This is a genomic window from Sorangium sp. So ce406 (genome assembly GCF_051474675.1).
GTDB lineage: Bacteria > Myxococcota_A > Polyangia > Polyangiales > Polyangiaceae > Sorangium > Sorangium cellulosum_G.
In genome coordinates this window covers 1,731,087-1,748,773 of record NZ_CP150340.1, presented here as the reverse complement: position 1 = coordinate 1,748,773, position 17,687 = coordinate 1,731,087, and the positions used below count along the sequence as shown (strand labels likewise).

At 69.7% G+C, this 17,687-nt stretch carries 17 protein-coding genes; 7 read left to right on the top strand and 10 right to left on the bottom strand.

Translation table 11 applies throughout. The features are described 5' to 3' along the window. Window positions 1–9: 9 nt before the first annotated feature. The 3 genes from WME96_RS06440 to WME96_RS06430 all read right to left on the bottom strand — a co-directional run bounded on the left by WME96_RS06440 (window position 10) and on the right by WME96_RS06430 (window position 1,793). Entirely contained in the window at window positions 10–459 is a 450-nt protein-coding gene (locus WME96_RS06440) for an SRPBCC family protein (protein WP_437289284.1), read from the bottom strand. Further along, window positions 456–785, bottom strand: coding sequence for an ArsR/SmtB family transcription factor (locus WME96_RS06435; RefSeq protein ID WP_437289283.1), 330 nt, complete (start codon window positions 783–785; stop codon window positions 456–458). The genes WME96_RS06440 and WME96_RS06435 overlap by 4 nt, the downstream gene beginning before the upstream one ends. Before the next feature lie 111 nt (window positions 786–896). Continuing rightward, window positions 897–1,793, bottom strand: coding sequence for an AraC family transcriptional regulator (locus WME96_RS06430; protein ID WP_437289282.1), 897 nt, complete (start codon window positions 1,791–1,793; stop codon window positions 897–899). Between the two features lie 141 nt (window positions 1,794–1,934). Here WME96_RS06430 and WME96_RS06425 point away from each other — a divergent pair, with 141 nt between their 5' ends. Next, complete coding sequence (locus tag WME96_RS06425) at window positions 1,935–2,678, top strand: SDR family oxidoreductase (RefSeq protein ID WP_437289281.1); 744 nt, start codon at window positions 1,935–1,937, stop codon at window positions 2,676–2,678. A gap of 28 nt (window positions 2,679–2,706) precedes the next feature. On the opposite strand, the gene WME96_RS06420 is transcribed toward WME96_RS06425, so the two are convergent. Then, a complete protein-coding gene (locus tag WME96_RS06420) occupies window positions 2,707–3,405 on the bottom strand; it encodes an O-methyltransferase (protein ID WP_437289280.1) in 699 nt (232 codons plus the stop codon). A 256-nt stretch (window positions 3,406–3,661) separates the two neighbouring features. Here WME96_RS06420 and WME96_RS06415 point away from each other — a divergent pair, with 256 nt between their 5' ends. The 3 genes from WME96_RS06415 (at window position 3,662) to WME96_RS06405 (ending at window position 6,373) form a co-directional block, all read left to right on the top strand. Next, window positions 3,662–4,513, top strand: a complete 852-nt coding sequence (locus tag WME96_RS06415) for an AraC family transcriptional regulator (RefSeq protein ID WP_437292282.1) — start codon at window positions 3,662–3,664, stop codon at window positions 4,511–4,513. A 73-nt stretch (window positions 4,514–4,586) separates the two neighbouring features. Continuing rightward, window positions 4,587–5,066, top strand: coding sequence for a nucleoside deaminase (locus WME96_RS06410; protein ID WP_437289279.1), 480 nt, complete (start codon window positions 4,587–4,589; stop codon window positions 5,064–5,066). Window positions 5,067–5,284: 218 nt separating this feature from the next. Further along, window positions 5,285–6,373: an AAA family ATPase gene (locus tag WME96_RS06405; RefSeq protein WP_437289278.1), complete on the top strand. Its 1,089-nt coding sequence runs from the start codon at window positions 5,285–5,287 to the stop codon at window positions 6,371–6,373. Between the two features lie 100 nt (window positions 6,374–6,473). On the opposite strand, the gene WME96_RS06400 is transcribed toward WME96_RS06405, so the two are convergent. Further along, on the bottom strand, window positions 6,474–7,430 hold the full coding sequence (locus WME96_RS06400; RefSeq protein ID WP_437289277.1) for a LysR family transcriptional regulator: 957 nt from the start codon (window positions 7,428–7,430) through the stop codon (window positions 6,474–6,476). An 84-nt stretch (window positions 7,431–7,514) separates the two neighbouring features. Here WME96_RS06400 and WME96_RS06395 point away from each other — a divergent pair, with 84 nt between their 5' ends. Both WME96_RS06395 and WME96_RS06390 read left to right on the top strand, forming a co-directional pair. Beyond that, complete coding sequence (locus tag WME96_RS06395; RefSeq protein WP_437289276.1) at window positions 7,515–8,735, top strand: FAD-dependent monooxygenase; 1,221 nt, start codon at window positions 7,515–7,517, stop codon at window positions 8,733–8,735. Between the two features lie 77 nt (window positions 8,736–8,812). Beyond that, entirely contained in the window at window positions 8,813–9,589 is a 777-nt protein-coding gene (locus WME96_RS06390) for an SDR family NAD(P)-dependent oxidoreductase (protein WP_437289275.1), read from the top strand. Window positions 9,590–9,644: 55 nt separating this feature from the next. Here the strand turns inward: WME96_RS06390 and WME96_RS06385 are convergent, their stop codons facing one another. Beyond that, window positions 9,645–10,124, bottom strand: coding sequence for an SRPBCC family protein (locus WME96_RS06385; protein ID WP_437289274.1), 480 nt, complete (start codon window positions 10,122–10,124; stop codon window positions 9,645–9,647). Window positions 10,125–10,475: 351 nt separating this feature from the next. Between WME96_RS06385 and WME96_RS06380 the strand changes: the two genes are divergently transcribed. Next, complete coding sequence (locus WME96_RS06380) at window positions 10,476–11,225, top strand: hypothetical protein (RefSeq protein ID WP_437289273.1); 750 nt, start codon at window positions 10,476–10,478, stop codon at window positions 11,223–11,225. A gap of 1,997 nt (window positions 11,226–13,222) precedes the next feature. Here the strand turns inward: WME96_RS06380 and WME96_RS06375 are convergent. From WME96_RS06375 to WME96_RS06360, 4 genes are all read right to left on the bottom strand, one after another. Next, window positions 13,223–13,789: a Uma2 family endonuclease gene (locus WME96_RS06375; protein ID WP_437289272.1), complete on the bottom strand. Its 567-nt coding sequence runs from the start codon at window positions 13,787–13,789 to the stop codon at window positions 13,223–13,225. A 641-nt stretch (window positions 13,790–14,430) separates the two neighbouring features. Continuing rightward, on the bottom strand, window positions 14,431–15,117 hold the full coding sequence (locus WME96_RS06370) for an ABC transporter ATP-binding protein (RefSeq protein ID WP_437289271.1): 687 nt from the start codon (window positions 15,115–15,117) through the stop codon (window positions 14,431–14,433). Next, complete coding sequence (locus tag WME96_RS06365) at window positions 15,110–16,330, bottom strand: ABC transporter permease (RefSeq protein ID WP_437289270.1); 1,221 nt, start codon at window positions 16,328–16,330, stop codon at window positions 15,110–15,112. Before WME96_RS06365 ends, WME96_RS06370 begins: the two co-directional genes overlap by 8 nt. A gap of 1 nt (window position 16,331) precedes the next feature. Then, window positions 16,332–17,540 carry an efflux RND transporter periplasmic adaptor subunit gene (locus WME96_RS06360; protein ID WP_437289269.1) on the bottom strand — a complete coding sequence of 403 codons (1,209 nt, stop codon included), beginning with the start codon at window positions 17,538–17,540 and terminating at the stop codon, window positions 16,332–16,334. Between the last annotated feature and the right edge of the window lie 147 nt (window positions 17,541–17,687).

Below are 17,687 nucleotides of genomic sequence, written 5' to 3'. Positions count from 1 at the left end.
CTCATGTCATCAAGGTTCGACGGAGATCTTCGCGAGCAGGTCGACGAGCTTCCCGCCCATCATCTTCCAGCCGTAGCGCGCGCCGCCGAGCTCCTGCTTCTGGTCCGGCTTGAAGCCCGACTGCACGACGGACAGGCGCGTCCCCGAGGCCGTGGGCGTGAGCGTGAAGGTCACGACGGTATCGAGGAAAGGGACGCCCCACGTGTAGCTGAGCTTCCTCTGCGCTTCGATCTCGAGCATCCGGCAGCTCACGACGCCGTCCCACCCGGGGTACGGCTGCGTCTTGAACGTGAACGCGGTCCCCGACTCGAGCTTGAACCCAACGACGGGCAGGAGCCACTCGGTGAGCAGCACCGGGTCGGTGAGCGCGCGCCACACCTTCTCCGGCGAATGACGCAGATCGAACTCGAGCGAGAGGGATTCGGTTTCCGATCGGGCGGTCTTGTCGGTGGGAGTCATTCGTCCATTTTCTCCAGCAGTCGTTCGAGGCGATCGACGTGCTCCGTCCAGAAGGCGCGGTAGTGTGCGATCCAGTCGATGAGCGGCTTCATCCCACGCGGCTCCACCCGGTAGTAGACGCAGCGCCCCTCGCGCCGGCCGCTCACCAGCCCGGCGTCCTTCAGGGCGGCGAGGTGCTGCGAGACCGCCGGCTGCGAGATGTCGAAGCGCGCCGTGAGGTCCTTCACCGCCGCTTCGCCGCGCGTGAGCGACTCGAAGATCGCCCGGCGGCTGGGGTCCGCCAGCGCCTGGAAGATCTTGTCTTCGGCCGCAGCCGCGCACTGCATGTCCAACCCATAAGCCGTCACTTATTGATTGTCAAGCGCGCGGATCGGACCGCCACGACGCAGGAGCCCCTTCCGTCGCTCGTCGGCTCGCCCTTGGCCCTTGCCGTCCCTCTATCCAGCGCGCGCGTAGCGGCCCGGAGGCTCGCCCACGTGTCGGCTGAACGCGGTGCTGAAGGTGCTCGCCGAGCCGTAGCCGACGCGCTCGGCGACCTCGGCGATCCCGAGATCGTGGCGGCGGAGCAGATCCCTCGCGACGGCCATGCGCCAGGCGAGCAGGTATTCCATCGGCGGCAGGCCCACGGTGCGGGAGAAGCGCTCGAAGAACGCCGAGCGCGAGAGGGCCGCGGCCTTCGCGAGCTCGGTCACCGTCCACGAGCGCGCGAGCTGACCGTGCATCTGTCGTATCGCCGGCGCGAGCCGCGCATCGGCCAGCCCGCGCAGGAGCCCCGGCGGCGCGTCGTCCCCCGGAGTGAGCCGCAGCGCCTCGATGAGCAGCACCTCCACGAGCCGCGTGAGCACGAGGTCGCGACCCGCCCTCTGCTCGTTCGATTCATCGCCGACGAGCCGCACCAGCACCGAGAGCCGCTCGACGCCGCGCACGTGCACCAGCGCCGGCAGCAGCGACACCAGGAGAGCCGCGTCAGGCGAATCGAAGACGAAATACCCTCCGAGCAGCCGCACGTCGGGGCGTCCGCCGCGCGTGCCATGGCGGACCTCCTCCGTCGGCGCGGACGTCACCTTCGGGTCGATGCGCTCTGGCCTCACCGGCTCGAAGCCCGACAGGGTGAAGCCCGGCGTCGCCGGCAGGAGCACGAAGTCGCCCGCCTCGATCGTCACGGCGCGCTCCCCGTCCACCGCGAGACGACAGCTCCCCTCCAGCACGGCGCAGAAGCTCGGCTGGCCGAAGTCCGCGTAGCGAACACCCCAGCGCCCGGCGCCGCTGATGCGCTTCGAGAACACGGCGCGAGGCTGGAGCAGCGCGATGACCTCCGAGAGCGGGTCGCTCATCCCTGGACTGTAGCAAACAAAATGTGGACTACCAATGATAGATAGTCCAGCACACGGTCGCTAGGTTCCCCCCATGAACGCCGCGCGTGCCGCGGCGAACGAGCTGCCCGCTGACGGCAAGCTTCACCTTGGAGGAATGCGATGAAGACCGTGCTCATTACTGGCTGCTCCTCGGGTTATGGACTCGAGACAGCGCGCCGCTTCCACGCGCAGGGCTGGAGCGTGATCGCCACGATGCGAACGCCGCGCGAGGACGCTCTGCCTCGGTCGGACCGGCTGCGCGTGGTGGCGCTCGACGTGACGAGGCCCGACAGCATCGCGGCTGCGCTGGAGGAGAGCGGGCCCATCGACGTTCTCGTGAACAACGCCGGCATCGGTCTCCTGGGCGCGTTCGAGGCCACGCCGATGAGCACGGTGCGCGAGGTGTTCGAGACCAACACGTTCGGCGTGATGGCCATGACGCAGGCCGTGCTGCCCCGGTTCCGCGCGCGGAGATCGGGCGTGGTGGTGAACGTGACCTCGAGCGCGACGCTCGCGCCGATGCCGCTGGTCGCCGTGTACACCGCCAGCAAGACGGCCATCGAAGGGTTCACTGCGTCGCTCGCGTTCGAGCTCGAGGCCTTCGACGTGCGCGTGAAGCTGGTCGAGCCGGGCTACGGCCCGACGACGCGCTTCGCCAGCAACGGGGGTTCGCGCATGGAAGGGCTGATTCCCGAGGTCTACGCGCCCTACGCGCAGCGCATCTTCGCGTCCTTCGAGCGGCCAGCGCTGGTGACGAGCGAGTCCGACGTGGCCGAGGCGGTGTGGCGCGCCGCGAACGACGCATCGGGGCAGCTCCGCTTCCCGGCCGGCCCCGACGCGGTGGCGCTGGCTCGGGCGAGATGAGCTGCTCGGGGCAGCTGCTGGTCCCCGATCAGCCCGGGCGCGCCGGCTGCCGGACCGAGTACTCGGTGCCCGAGCGGAATGGCACCGTCATCGACGCGAACCCGTGACGCGGATCGCGCACGTAGGCGACGTAATCGCGGTAATCGGCCCTGAAGACGCCGACGTTGTCGGTCACGACCACGGCGCCCGGACGCAGGGCCGGGGCGACGAGCTTCAGCACGTCGAGGGCCCGCAGGGGCATCCCGTCGTTGAGCATGAAGTCCACCTCGCCGAGGTCCGCCTGCAGCGTCTCCGTCGCGTCGCCCACGCGGATCTCGGCGAAGGACGCGAGTCCCGCCTCCTCCAGGTTCGCCTGCGCGCGCCGCGCCTTCTCCGGCACGAGCTCGGTGCCGATGACGCGGCCGCCGCCGTTGTCGCGCACCGCCGCCGCCAGCCATAGCGTCGAGACGCCGAAGGACGTGCCGAACTCGACGATCGTCCTGGCGCGGAGCGCCCGCGCCGTCAGGTAGCAGAACGCGCCCTGGTCGCGCCCGATCGCGATGTACTTGTCGGCGAAGTCGAGCTCCGTCCCCGGGGCGTCGACGCTGCGGCCGAGGAGCATCCGCGGCAGCTGCGGCAGGAAGTGGAGGAGGACGCCCGGCATCTGCCGGTCGGCCTCGTCGTGGAGGCGCCTCAGCACGGCGCGCACCCGCCCGTCGGGCAGGACGGCGAAGGGATCGGACTTCATGGTCGGCCTCCGGTCGAGGACACACATTCTCGGAGCATTCGCTTGCCCTCCTCACAGGCATTGCGTCCAGCGCTGGACACCGGGGAAGCGGTGGAAGGCGATGGCATGGAGGTGAACCTAGCGACCGGCGCCGTTGGCCGCATTGCGCAATCAGGACAAATTGTTTATCAAAACGGACGTGGCGGCGAAGCGGCAGAAGTCGAGGGCGACACGGATCGCGCATCCGACGGGCTGGACGATTCACGGAGACGTCCAGGTGGCGAACGAGCCCGGTGCCGCGTTGGCGTCGTTCGAGTCGCTCGCGACCCGTTTCGCGTTCGAGGCTTGTGGACGCTGGAAGACCGCGGTCGCGCGGCCGGTGAACGCGATCGGGCTCACCATGGCGAGCGGCGGGCTCGAGAGCGAGCCTCACGCGCACCGCGAATCGCAGCTCGTGTACCTGGTGCGCGGAGAGATGATCTGCGAAGCGTCGAGCGCCCTCTGGATCGTGCCGCCGCGATCGGCGCTGTGGATCCCCGCGGCAGTGACGCATCGGATCCGCGCGCGCGCGCCGCTCGAGGGCTACGGCGTCTTCGTCGAGCCCGGCGCGGCGCCGGACCTCCCGCGGGATTGCTGCGCGGTGTCGGTGACGCCGCTCTTCCGCGAGCTCTTGCTGCGCCTGGCGACGCGCCCCGCGCTCTACGATCTCGACGGACCGGACGCGCGCCTCGTGAGCGTGCTCCTCGACGAGCTCGCGACGGTCTCGATCGAGAAGCATCGCCTGCCCATGCCGACCGATCCGCGGCTCCGTCGTCTGGTGGATGCGATGACCGCCGATCCGGCGATCGGCGTGACGACGAGGACGTGGGCGAAGCGAATCGGCGTCAGCGAGCGCACCTTGAACCGTCTCCTGGTCGAGGAGACGGGCCTGAGCTTCGGCCGCTGGCGCCAGCAGCTCCACATCATCCTCGCCATCCAGAGGCTCTCCCGCGGCGCGGCCGTGCAAAGCGTGGCGCTGGACCTCGGCTACGAGAGCGCGAGCAGCTTCGTGACCATGTTCCGCAAAGCGCTCGGGACGTCGCCCGCGCGGTACATGGCGGGCCGCCTGGCCGCGCTTGCTCGATCGTGAGCGGTCCTGTTCTTGCGAGGGCCCCTCCCGCCCGAACGAAGCAGTGCTCCCGTGCCGCCCGAAGGAGACGACCATGCCGAGCAACACCGAGATGAGACACCTGCAACGCTGCGTCGAGCTCGCGGCGCTGGCGCTGGAGACCGGCAACGAGCCGTTCGGCTCCGTGCTGGTCGCGGCGGACGGAACGGTCCTCGCCGAGGATCACAACCGCGTGGGCGGCGGCGATCCGACCTGCCATCCGGAGCTCGCGCTGGCGCGCTGGGCGGCGGCGAACCTCGCCCCCGACGAGCGAGCCGCGGCGACGGTCTTCACCTCGACCGAGCACTGTCCCATGTGCGCCGCGGCCCATGGCTGGGTCCAGCTCGGCCGCATCGTGTACGCGAGCTCTTCGGCACAGCTGGCCGGCTGGCTCGCCGAGTGGGGCCTTCCGGCGCCTCCGGTGCGATGCCTGCCGATCCGCGATATCGTTCCGGGACTGCCCGTGGAAGGTCCCGTCCAGAGCCTCGCGGAAGAGGTTCGTCAGCTGTTTCGACGCCTCCATTCCGCGCGCTGACGCGCGTGGCCGTACCAGCGCGAGGACGCCCATGGAAGGGTCCTTTGGTTTTTCCGGGCCCCCACGGGGAGATCGGCGTGCTCAAGAAGCAGGGTGTGCAGGCGGCGAGCAGTGAGTCGGCTCATCGACCCGTGTCCTCGAGCGTTCGGCCCGCAAGAAGCGGCTGACAGCCGCGCCGGTTCTGTGGAAGCGGCTGGCGTCGGGCTATCCTGGGCGGGATGACGGTCCAGGAGCTCCACGTCGCCGGGTATCGCTCGATCCGGGAGCTGACCCTCCCCCTCGCGCAGGTCAATGTCATCGTCGGACCGAACGGCGTCGGCAAGACCAACCTCTATCGCACCATGGTGCTGCTCGGCGCCGCGGCGAGCGGGAGCTTCGCGCGCACCCTGGCCGACGAGGGGGGGATGCCCTCGGTGCTCTGGGCTGGCCAGCGCAGCAAGGGCCCGGTGCGGATGACGCTGCGGCTGCGGCTGGATCAGCTCGTCTACGAGCTTCAGTGCGGGCTGACGCCGCCGCCTGCGGGGCCGTTCGCGCTGGACCCGGACATCAAGGAAGAGACCCTCTGGCTCCTCGACAAGCGCCGTCGCCTGCCGATGCTGGAGCGGGCCGCGGGCTCGGCCTTCGCGCGCGACGTGGACGGCCACCGCGTGACCTTCCCCTTCTCGCTCTGGGGCTCGGAGTCGGTGCTGTCCCAGGTGGTGGAGCCGCACCGCTTTCCGTTGCTCTCGGCGGTGCGGCAACAGCTCATGAACTTCCGGTTCTATCACCACTTCCGCACCGACGCCGGCGCGCCGCTGCGGGTGGAGCAGGTCGGGGTGCGGACGCCGGTGCTCAGCACCGATGGCCACGATCTCGCCGCGGCGCTGGCGACGATCCTCGACATCGGCGACAGGGGCGCCTTGAAGGATGCCGTCTCCAGCGCGTTCCCGGGCGCGACGCTCGAGGTCTCCTCGACGCAGGGGCGGTTCCGCGTCGAGCTCGGGTTGCCGGGGATGTCGCGGCCGCTCGACGCCCGCGAGTTCTCGGACGGCACGGCGCGCTATCTGTGCCTCCTGGCGGCGCTGCTGAGCCCGAGGCCTCCGCTGCTGATGGCGCTGAACGAGCCGGAGACGAGCCTGCATCCGGATCTGCTCGGGCCGCTCGGGGATCTCCTTGTGCACGCGGCATCCCGGAGCCAGCTGTGGATCACGACGCACTCCCGCCCGCTGGCCGAGCGGATCCGGAAGGCGACGCCCTGCCGGCTCATCGAGCTCGAGAAGGACGGTGGAGAGACGGTGCTGGCGCGCGGCGCGGCGGAGGATGAATGACGTCCGCCCGGTCTCGGGCAGCCGCCGACCTCCGCAGGGGCAAAGCAGCCGCCCAGGCGCGGAGGGGACGAGTCGGCCTCGTGACCGCCGGGACGACGCCTCAGCGCTCGTTGCGCTTTCGCGTGGCGGCCTTGGGCGAGCGCGCGCGGCCTGCTGCGTGCTGCAGGAGCGGGCTCACCTCTCGCGCGCTCTCGATCAGCGCTCGCACCACGGGCGCGCCGTCGTCCTCCGCGCGCCATGTGACGACCTCGCTCAGGTCGATGTGGAGATCTTCGACGGGCCGCCACAGCAATGAGGTCTGCGAAGCCAGCTCCCAGAACTTCTCCGAGAGCAAGGTGACCGCGTCGCCGATCACGACCAAGGCCATGAGCGCCTCCAGGTCGAGCACCTCCGCCGTCACGTGCAGCGTCACGCCCTGTGCGCGCCCCGCCGTGAGGATGTCCGCGTGGAGCCTCGGATAGAGCTGACGCGGCTGGAGTAGCAGGCGCTCGCCCTGGAGGTCTCGAAGCCGGATCTTCTTGAGCCGCGCGAGTCGATGCTCAGGGGAGAGGAGCAGCCCGAGTCGATCGCGGGTCATCTCGAGGTGGTCGAGCGCGTCGTCATCGGGCGCGTAGGCCCCGTAGCCGAAGGCGATCGTCCCCTGCCGCAGCGCCGTCCACTGCTCCAGGCTGCTCATGGGGACGAGCTCGAGGCCGACGCGGGGCGTTCGCCGGCGAAACGCCGCGACGAGGGACAGGAACGAGCCCATGAAGGTCGTGCCCGTCTCGAAGCCGATGACCGCGGTTCCGAGCCTGCCTTCGGCGATTCCCCTCGCTTCGTCGACGGCCGCGTCGACGCTCGCGAGGATGCCCCTGGCTCTCTCCGCGAAGGACTTCCCGGCGGCCGTGAGCTTGATCCCGCGTCCCTCGGGCGCGAAGAGCTCGACGCCCATCTCCTCCTCGAGGTCCTTCATCTGCCGGCTCAATGGAGACTGCGAGACGTGGAGCCTGGTGGCGGCTCGGCGGAAGCTCTGCTCCTCGGCGATCGCAACGAAGTAGCGGAGGTGTCGGAGTTCCATGGTTCGAACCGTTACCCTGGAGGCATCATAGCATTGCGATCGATGTCTTGGACGGCTCGGTTCGAGGGACGCACCATGCTTCTCATGAAATCGACGATCCCGAAGCGTCCCGCCTCCCGGGTGCTGGTCTCTGGCGCCAGCGTCTCCGGTCTCACCATCGCAACCTGGCTCGCCCGCCACGGCTTCGCGGTCACGGTGGTCGAGCGCGCGCCGCATCTACGCCCGGGCGGGCACGCGCTCGACGTCCGGGGGCCGGCCCTGGAGGTGGCGGAGCGGATGGGCATCCTCGCCGCGCTTCGCGATCGAAGCACCAGGCTGAGGGGCATCTCCGTGGTCGACTCGGCCGGTCAGGAGATCTTTCGGAGCACGGAGAGCACCTTGACGGGCGGCCGACTCGACAGCCCTGATGTGGAGATCTTGCGCGACGACCTGTGTCACGTGCTTCACGAGGCCGCGGGCGCTCAGGTCGAGTATCTCTTCGCCGATTCCATCGCGTCGCTGACCCAGGACGAGTCGGGCGTCGACGTCACGTTCGTCACGGCTGCGCCTCGCCGCTTCGAGCTGGTCGTTGGCGCCGACGGCGTGGGTTCGGGGGTGCGGCGGATCGCCTTTGGCCCCGATGAGCAGTTCGTCCGCGCCTTCGGCGACCTGTACGTCGCGACGTTCGGCATGCCGAACTTCCTCGATCTCGAGCGCTGGCAGGTCATGTACCGGCAGCCGGACTCCGTCGGCGCGCTGGTCATGGGCCTGCGGAAGGATGTCGACGCGAGGACGTATCTCGGCTTCAACGCGCCGGAGAAGATCGACCGCGACGTCCGCGACGTCGACGCGCAGAAGCGGTTGCTCGCCGACCGCGTCGCGGGCGCAGGCTGGGTGATCCCGCAGATCGTGGAGCACATGCTGCGCGCGACCGACTTCCACTTCTACTCGCTGAGCCAGGTCCGCATGAGCAGCTGGTCACGCGGGCGGATCGTGCTGGTCGGCGATGCTGGCTACGCCGTCTCTCTGGGTACGGGGCAGGCCACCTCGGTGGCGATGGTCGGCGCTTACGTTCTTGCCAGCGAGCTCGCCCTGCACAAGGATGATCTGTTGCGCGGCATCGCCGCATACGAGGACGGCCTGCGCGCGTACGTGGTTCGCAATCAGGACATCGCGCTGGAGCAGAACGCAAACCCTGACGAACCGACGGACGAGGGGCAGACCGCCCTCGTCGGCAGCATCCCGGACTTCGGAGCGCTGACGCTGCCGTTCGATTTCAAACAGTACGACGGCGGCGCTGGCGATGCCCTTCCGCAGCGGCGGTAGCCAGGGGCTTGCGATCTTCCTGGACGGTTACCAGGAACGGCTGGAGAGCCCACACGCAAGGCTCTCGGGAGAAGAACATGAGCAAGACCGAACACCTACAGCGTGATCTCGAAGGCAGGGTCGCGATCGTCACCGGCGCGGCGAGCGGCATCGGTCGGGCGACGGCGCTCTTGCTGGAGGCGCGCGGCGCTGCGGTCGTGGCCGAGGACATCAGCCCGGCGGTCGACGAGCTGGCCCGCGGTGACGGCCGCATCGTACCATTCGTCGGGGATGTCGCCCAGGAGGAGACGGCGAAGCGCGTGGTCGCGCTCGCGGTCGAGCGCTTTGGAAGGCTTGATATCCTCGTCAACAATGCCGCGCGCATCATCAACAAGCTCGTGATCGACATGTCGCTGGACGACTGGAATTCGATCATGAACGTGAACATCACCGGGGTGTTCCTGCACTCGCGCGAGGCGCTGCGGGCGATGATCCCGAACAGGCGCGGGGCGATCGTGAACATCGGCTCCTACGCCTGCTTCTTCGGGTTCCCGCAGATCGCGGCCTATGCGGCGTCGAAGGGCGCGCTGGCGCAGCTGACGCGGGTCCTGGCCCTGGAGGCCATCGACCATGGTGTCCGCGTCAATGCCGTCGGGTCGGGCGACGTGGTCACGAACCTGCTCAACGACGTCCGGCGCGACGGCCGCGAGTTCTTGCGCGATCACGGCAGGGGCGCCCCCATCCGTCGCGCGGCCGCGCCCGAGGAGATCGCCGAGGTCGTCGCGTTCCTTGCGTCCGACAAGGCGAGCTTCATGGTCGGCTCCATCGTGATGGCCGACGGCGGGTACTCCGTCGCCATCCAGCCGGGGGATTGAGCGCCAGCGCCCCAGCGGGCCCCCCGGCCCGGTCGCTGCGCGCGCGAGGCGCGCGTCACCCCAGGTAGCGGGCGAGGTTCTCCAGGGACGCTCGAAGGCCGGCGTCGTGGTCGGCCTGGCTGATGCCGGGCGGGACGTTCTCCGCGGTGATGGTGATGAGGGTCCCTGCGGGCAGCGCCTCGAACGACCACGTCATCACCATCTCGCCCGCGAACGAAGCGTCCGACGAATCGAACGAGACCGACTGGACGATGCGCTTGCCCGGCTCCAGCGAGAGGAAGCGCCCGGCGCTGACGTCGGTGCTCCCGGTGGTCTTTCCCACGCCGCCGGGCGCTGCCTCATCGTAGGTCAGCTCGATGCGGTAGCGACCGCCCTCGCGGAAGTCGTAGTCGAGGACGCGGCCTGTCATGCCGTCAGGCGGGAGCCACGCCATGAGCGCGTCGGGGTCGGCGAAGGCACGGTAGACCGCATCGGGCTGAGCGGCGACGACGAGCGACGCGGTATCGGTCCGGCCCGTGGCGGCTGAGTCTCGCACCGGCACAAGCTACCATGCCACCGGTCCTCTGGGCACAGCCAGGAAGGGGCTGGTAGCGCCCGTACGCCCGAAGAGATTGCCAACGATCGCCCCGGCTGTGAGCCGGACGCAGGCCAGGGCGGCGACGGCGGACAGGGCGGCGACGGCGGCCAAGGTGGCGACGGCGGACAGGGCGGCGACGGCGGTGAGGCGCACAGCGCGCTGTGCTCCGGCCAGTGCGTCTCCCCCGCCCCGCTCGGCTGGTCCGGCCCGGCACTCCTCTGGTTCGGCCCGCCGGAGGCCACCCCCGACTGCCCGGCCGCCGCGCCGACGCTCGGGTACGAGGGCTTCGCCGAGCTCGAGCAGGCGCCGATGACGTGCCCGACCTGCGCGTGCGACCCGCCCGAGGTCTCGTGCGCGCTCCCCACCGCGTGTGCCGCGTCGTCGTCCTCGTGCCCCGGCGACGAGCCCGGCGCCGTCGCGACGTCGTTCGCCGCGCCCGACGCATGGGACGGCGCCTGCACCGCCGAGAGCGCGATCCTGGCCGATCAGCTCTGCAACGGCGTTCCCTGCGTGCAGTCGCTGACGGTCGCGGCGCCCTCGCTCGCGGCCGGCGCGTGTACGCCGCGCATCGAGGTCCCGCAGGCCATCCCCCAGGAGGCACCCCGGTGGGCGACGCGCGCGACGGCCTGCGTCGCCGGGGCGCACACCGCGTGCGCCGACGCGACGACGTGCGCGCCGGCAGCGCCGCCCGGGTTCCTGACGTGCATCTATCACGAGGGCGACCCCGACTGTCCGGAGGGCTACGCCCAGAGGCATGTCTTCTACAGGGGCGTGCTCGACGGCCGCGATTGCACCGCCTGCAGCTGCGGCGACCCGAGCGGTGCGTCGTGCACGGTCATGGCGTCCGTGTACCGAGACGCCGCGTGCACCGACCTTGTCGCGTCGACCCTTGTCAGCTCGAGTATCCCGTTCTGCGGGGTGACGCCGCCCGGCGTCGCCCTGGGGAGCAAGTCGGCCGCGGTCGTGGCGGTGGAGCCGGGCGCGTGCGCACCGCAGGGCGGCGAGCCCGTCGGCGAGCTCCAGCCGGCCGAGCCGTCCACGTTCTGCTGCATCGCCTGAGCTCGCCGGAGCCGCCGCCCGGCGGAGCCGCCGCGGCGCGGTGAGGAGGTCGAGACGAACGCAGGCGCGCTCGCGGTCAACCTGGTCGAGTTCGGGCTATCCCAGCCTGTCGCCCGATAATGCGGTGTCAAATCGGCTCAGGTAAGGTGTGCCTCGTGCATCAACTTGGCATACCCATGGGTGATGAGGATCATACGCGGTAGCACCTCCAATAGATACAGGTGGGGCCGCTTGCACACCCGGCAGCGCATCGAGGATCTCCTCGCTCCCCGAACGCCATCGAAAGGACCATCTCGTCATCTCGGAAGGTCTCGGGTGACGCGCGTTCCGACGTTCGATGATGCGGCCTCGCGTGTGGCGATACCAATCATTGAGCCGTTTGGCTACGTACAGATCCCCCGTGTGCGAAAACCATGCGTCAAGCTCAGACTCAGTGTTGATCGCGTTGACAAAAACTTTAACCGGCGAGAGCCACTCTTGCGATAGCTGTCGCAGGAGGAGCCCGTCAAAGCGCGACAGTAAGAGCCTGTGGCCTTCCCGTCGGGGAAAGAGTCCGGCGTGATACCGCCCAAGGTTCGCCAACTGCGGGTGGAACATGCTCCCAGATGCACAGAACCTGGAAAAGGCGACGGGCGAGCGGCGGCACCACAATTTCCAGAGCGTAGCCGCAAGGGTTGCCTCGAGCTTCGACCATTGGGCCACAGGCGGCTTGCGTAGCAGAGCATCCGCGACATTGAGGGATATGGCCCTGCCTGGTCCGGGCCCTTGCGGGAATGCGCCGGCCGCCTCTGGGCTGAGATCAACGACGAACAACGCGCGCCCGCGCTCGACCACGGAAGCACAGATTCGACAGAGGCTCATCAGGCCGCCTGGTGTCGGCGGAAGCGCCACGCAGACCGGCGGCCCATCAGAACGCGCAAGCTCTTGATTGAGATCGGCAGACGGCTCTCCCCCCCAGTATCCAACGCGCACAGCACGATGACGTTTCGGATCGACTCTTGATGGCCCCAGCAGGAGATTGTCATCGTCGGCCACGACCGGGGATGCAACCTTGGCTAGATCCGCTCCGGCCACCCTGCCCATGGCAACGTAGATTGCGCCCTGTATCGAATCGTTCATCATCTGAATCCGCACGACCTGCATTTGCACGCTGGCGGGTATGGTGCGTCCTTTTGGCAGGCGTCGCGGCAACTTTCACACGGTGTATAGCCCCATTTGTCGCAGCCTGGATATCCCGTGATGCACTTGCCCCCGATGTCTTGGCAATCTACGAACATGTCTGTGCATGTCTTGTCGGGCGTGCACCCTGCCATCTCCTCAGTGGCGCCGCTCCCCACGTCGTCACCGTTTCCGAACCAGTCTCCCGTAGCTGCTGACCCCGGTGGGTATGGTTCTCCGGCCCCTGTACCTTCCGTCCCCCTGAGGTAGCACTCCCCCACGTCGTAGTTGCACGCCCACACCGTGAGACCGAGAGGAATAAGAACAGGGATCGCCTTCAATTTCAGCCTGTGGCGCATGCCTATCCTCCAAGTCATTCCAGATGCGCGTGTGGAGGGGCGGCGTCAACCGTGATCCAGGGTGCGGATTGCGTCCCTGCGGCCACCACGTATCGACCTCGCCCCGCTCCGAAGCCGAGCGCGATCTGAGCGCAGCGGGTTGCACATCGTCGCGGCCGAGCTCGGCGCGGATCAGCGGAGGTCGAGGCGCACGTCGGCGCGGCCTTGAGCCCTGAGCCTGCTCGACGCATTGTGACGCCCGGGACGGGAGTTCTCGGGCCGCGCGGGGATCTCCTTGTGCACGCGGCATCCCGGAGTCAGCTCGGGATCACGGCGCACTCCAGCCCGCTGGCAGAGCGGATCCGAAAGGCGACGCCCTGCCGGCTCATCGAGCCTGGCGAGAGAGGTGGAGAGACGGTGCTGGCAGGCGGCGCGGAGGAGGAGGAATGACGTCCGCCCCCGCGTGAGCCCTGCGAGCGGAGCCGGCGTCGGATCGGCGCTCTAGGGTTCCCCTACGGGCTCGTCGTCTTCGTCGTCGCCGAAGAGCACGCCGACCTGCAGCGGAGTCGTCTCGAACGGCTCGGCCCGGACCTGCTCGCCGCGCTCGGCGGCGAGGATCTCGACGTAACCTTCCTGCGCCCAGCGATAGACAGACAGGGTCTCTTCCTCGGGATCGAGAATCCAGGTGTGTGGAACCTGATGCCGGTGATAGACGCGCTTCTTCTTGATGAGATCGTTCCGCTTGTTCGTCGAGAGGATCTCGCAGATCCAATCCGGGCGCACCATGATCGGGATACCGCGCGGGCGCTCCTGGACGCGGTCTCGTCGCCAGCCGACCAAGTCCGGGCGGACGGTGTTCGCGGCGTCGAAGTGGACGTCGACCTCGGTGGCGAACCACCATCCTCCGGGCCTGCGCCCGCCGGGGCGCTGATCGTAGGGGTCGACGTAGGCGGAGAGCTTGCGCTGCACGGCCCCGTGCTCGCCGGTCGCGCCCCCCTTCTCGACGATGCTGCCCTCGATGAGCTCGTGGCGCCGCTCCTCCTCCGGGATCGCAAGGAGATCCTGCAACGTCGCGGGACGGGCAGCCTTCGGCCCGGATGCGGTCATGCCCCGACGGTAGCAAATCCCTTTGGGCGGCGCCTGACGCGACGTGCTGCCCGCTCTGCCCGCGGCACCGGCGCAGCGAGCGGCATCGGTCGGGCCACGGCGCGCTTGCTGGAGGCGCGCGGCGCCGCGGTCGTGGCGAGGGCATCACCCCGGCGGTCAAGGAGCTGGCCGCCGGACTTCGGGCGGGCGGAACTAAGGGGTCGTGGGCGCGGCAGTCGTGGGCGCGGGCGCGGGCGCCGCCGCCAGCTTGCCGTTGGCCTCCGCCGGCTTGCCGTTGGCCTCCGCCGGCTTGCCGTTGGCCAGTCCGGCCTCGGCGGCCTTGGCGGACCTTCTCGCGCCGCCCCGCCGCGCGCCGGCGCCGCTCGTAGGCGCTCGTCACCTCGCGGGCGATCTCGGGGTGGCGCCGGAAGACGTGGGCCGCGGTCTTCCGGATGGCGCCGACCCGCGCGACCATGAGGTGCAGCAGCTGGTTGCGGGTCGTTGTCGCGGCGGCCGAGGCGCCGGCTCCGGGGGCCGCCGCCAGCGCTCGCCGTGGCAGCTCCTCCGCGAGCTTCCTGGCCTCGGCGATGAGGCGCACGCTCGGTGCGACGCCTGGATGACCCTCATGCCCGATCGCTGGCGATGCGCCCGTCGACGATCTCGATCACGCGGTCGCACTGCTCGGCGATGCGCGGATCATGCGTGACGACCAGGAACGTCGTGCCGAGCTCGCGGTTGAATCGGCGCATCAACGCGAACACCTCGGCCGACGACTCCGTATCGAGGTTCCCCGTCGGCTCGTCGGCCAGGACGAGCGGCGGTCGGCGCGACAGCGCGCGCGCGATGGCCACGCGTTGCTGCTGGCCGCCCGACAGCGCGGTCGCCCTGAAGTGCATCCGGTCGGCGAGCCCCACCGCTTCGAGCAGCTCGGCCGCGCGCGCCTTCATGGTCGACGATGGGAAGCCTTCGTCGCCCCAGGCGGGCAGCATGACGTTCTCGAGCGCGGTGAACATCGGCAAGAGGTGATGAAACTGGAACACGAAGCCGAGCGTCCGCGCGCGAAGCCTGGTGAGGCTCGCCTCGTCGAGCCCCGTCGTGTCCTCGCCGTCGACGACCACGCGCCCGCGCGTCGGCCGATCCAGCAGGCCAATGACGTTGAGCAGGGTGCTCTTGCCGGAGCCGGACGGACCGATCAGCGCAGCAAACTCGCCCTTCTCGATCCGGAGATCGACTCCATCGAGAGCGCGCGTGACGACGGCCTGGCCGTATTCCTTCACCGCACCTTCGACGACGAGCAGCGGATCAGCCATTGCGGATCGCCGACGCCGGATCGAGCCTCGAGGCGCGCCGCGCGGGGAGCACGGCGGCGAGGAGCCCCACGCTGATCGCGAGGGCGGTCGCGAGCACGAAGAGCTCGAGATCGAGCTGCACGGGAAACTTCGCGGCGCCGTCGGGCCCGCGCACGAGGCCCTCGAAGAGCTTCGACAGGAGCGCCCCGAGCGCCGAGCCGACGAGCGACCCGAGGAGCCCGAGGACCGCGCCCTGGATCAGGAAGATGCGCAGGACGCGGCCCCGCGACGTGCCGACCGCGCGGAGGATGCCAATCTCGCGCGACTTCTGGACGACCGACACGATGAGCACGCTCGCGATTCCGAGCGCGACCGCGAGGATGACGAAGAACTGGATCATGCTCTTCGAGCTGCTCTGCGCCGAGAGGCCGGTGAGCAGCTCGGCGTTGATCTTCATCCAGCTGTCCGCCTGCAGCCCCGTCCTTCCGCGCAGCTCGCCCGCGACGGTCTCGGCGGCGAACACGTCGGCGACCTTGAGCTCGATCGACGTCGCGCCGCCGGGGAGCGCGTAGAGCGTCTGCGCCCTGCGGAGCGACGTGATCACCCAGGTCTTGTCGACCGCCTCGTTCCCGAGCGAGAAGACGCCCGTGATCGCGACGACATCGTCGATCCCTTCGGTCGTCGTGATCCGGATCTTGTCGCCGACGCCGACGCCGAGCTCGCTCGCGAGCACCGCGCCGATGACCGCGTCGCCCCCGGCGACGTCGAACCGGCCCGCGAGCAGGCGCCTCCGGACGTCGATGATGGCGAGGAAGCGCTCGGGATCGACGCCGCGCACGACGACGGCGTTCTTCGCCTCGGCGCGGACGGCGAAGCCGGCGCCCACGATCGCCGGCGACGCGGCGATGACGCCGGCGGCGCGCTCCGCGTCGGCCATGACGAGCGGCCACTGGTCGATGGAGCGAAGGCGCTGCGGCGCGGGCTGCACGGAACGGGCGACGGCGCGATCGTGCGAGGGGTCGACGAGCGGGCGCGCCGCTTCGCGCTGCACCTTCAACGTGATGTGCGGCTGCGACCCGAGCGTCTTGTCGATGAGCGACGCCTGAAGGCCGTTGATCAGCGCGGAGAGGAAGACGATCACGCTCACGCCCACCGACACCGCCGCGAGGATCAGCGCGGTCTGACCCTTCGCGTCACGCAGGTAACGGAGCGCGACGAACCATTCGAACGGCATCTCAATCGCGCTCCGCGCGCACGCGCTGGCCCGGCGCAAGGCCCCGTCCGTCGGGCAACACAACGACGCTCCCCTCGTCGAGGCCCTCGACGACCTCGATGGCGCCCTCTCCGCGGATACCCAGCTTCACGTCCTTGCGCACGAGGCGATCGTCCTCGACCGCGAACAGCCAGGGCGCCGGCGTCGCCGCGTCGCGCACGGCGTCGCTCGGAACGATGAGCGCCTTTTCGCGCCGAGCGACCGAGAGATCGATGGAGACGGTCATGTCGGGCAAGAGAAAGGCTGGCGCGCTCGGCACCGAGAGGCGCACCTCGACGCTGCCTCTCTGCGGATCGATCGAAGGCGCGATGTAGCTCACCTCGGCGTCGAACACCTGTTGTGGATAGGCGTCCGCGGACGCGCGCGCCTTCTGCCCGAGCGCGATCCACGCGAGGTTCCGCTCATCGGGTTGGAAGACGAGCTGCGGGCTCCCGTCCGCGGCGAGCACCACCAGCGTTCGCGCCGGCTGCACGACGTCGCCGGGCTCCACGGAGCGCGTGAGCACGACGCCGTCCTGGTGCGCCACGATCCGCGTCTGCGCGAGGCGCACGTCCGCGCCGACGTACTGCGCCTGCGCCTGGAGGAGCGCGGTCAGCGCGACGCGGGAGTCCGCGCCCATCGGGGCCGACGCGATGCGTTGCGCCTCCGCTGCGACCTTTTGCGCGCGCGCGAGCTCGACGCTGTGTCGGGCGTTGTCGAGCTCGGCCTGAGCTACCGCCCCCGACGCCGAGAGCTCTCGCACCCGTGCGAGGTCGACCTCGGCGCGCTCGAGGTTCGTCTCCGCTTGCCGGAGCGCCTCCGTCGCGACGATCGCGCCGACGCGGCGGAGCTGCTCGACGCGCGCGTTCGCCTGATCGACGGCGGCCTTCGCCTGCGACACCGCCGCGCGCGCCTCGGCGTCGTCGATCTGCACGAGGAGATCGCCCGCCTTCACGCGTTGCCCCTCGATCGCGCCGACCGCGACCACGAGGCCCGGGACCTGCGCCGCGACCTGGACGCGCGTCGGCACCCTCACCCGTCCACTCGCGACGATGCGCTGCTCGAGATCCTTTCGAGCGGCCACGGCGACCTTCACCGTGGGTCCACGCGCGCGCACCGCCATCACGATCGTGCAGGCCACGAGCAACGCGATCAGGAGCCACAGCCCAGGCCGCCGGAAGAGCGTCCTCATCTGCCGGACGGTCTACCACCGAACGCCTTGCGCACGGGGAAGTTGGCGACGAAGAGGCGCATGGCCTGCTTCGCCCGCCGCGCCCCGAGTCTCTGTAGGCAGAGAAGAGAGCGCGAACGCGCTTCCCGCCACAAAGCTCACAAGAAG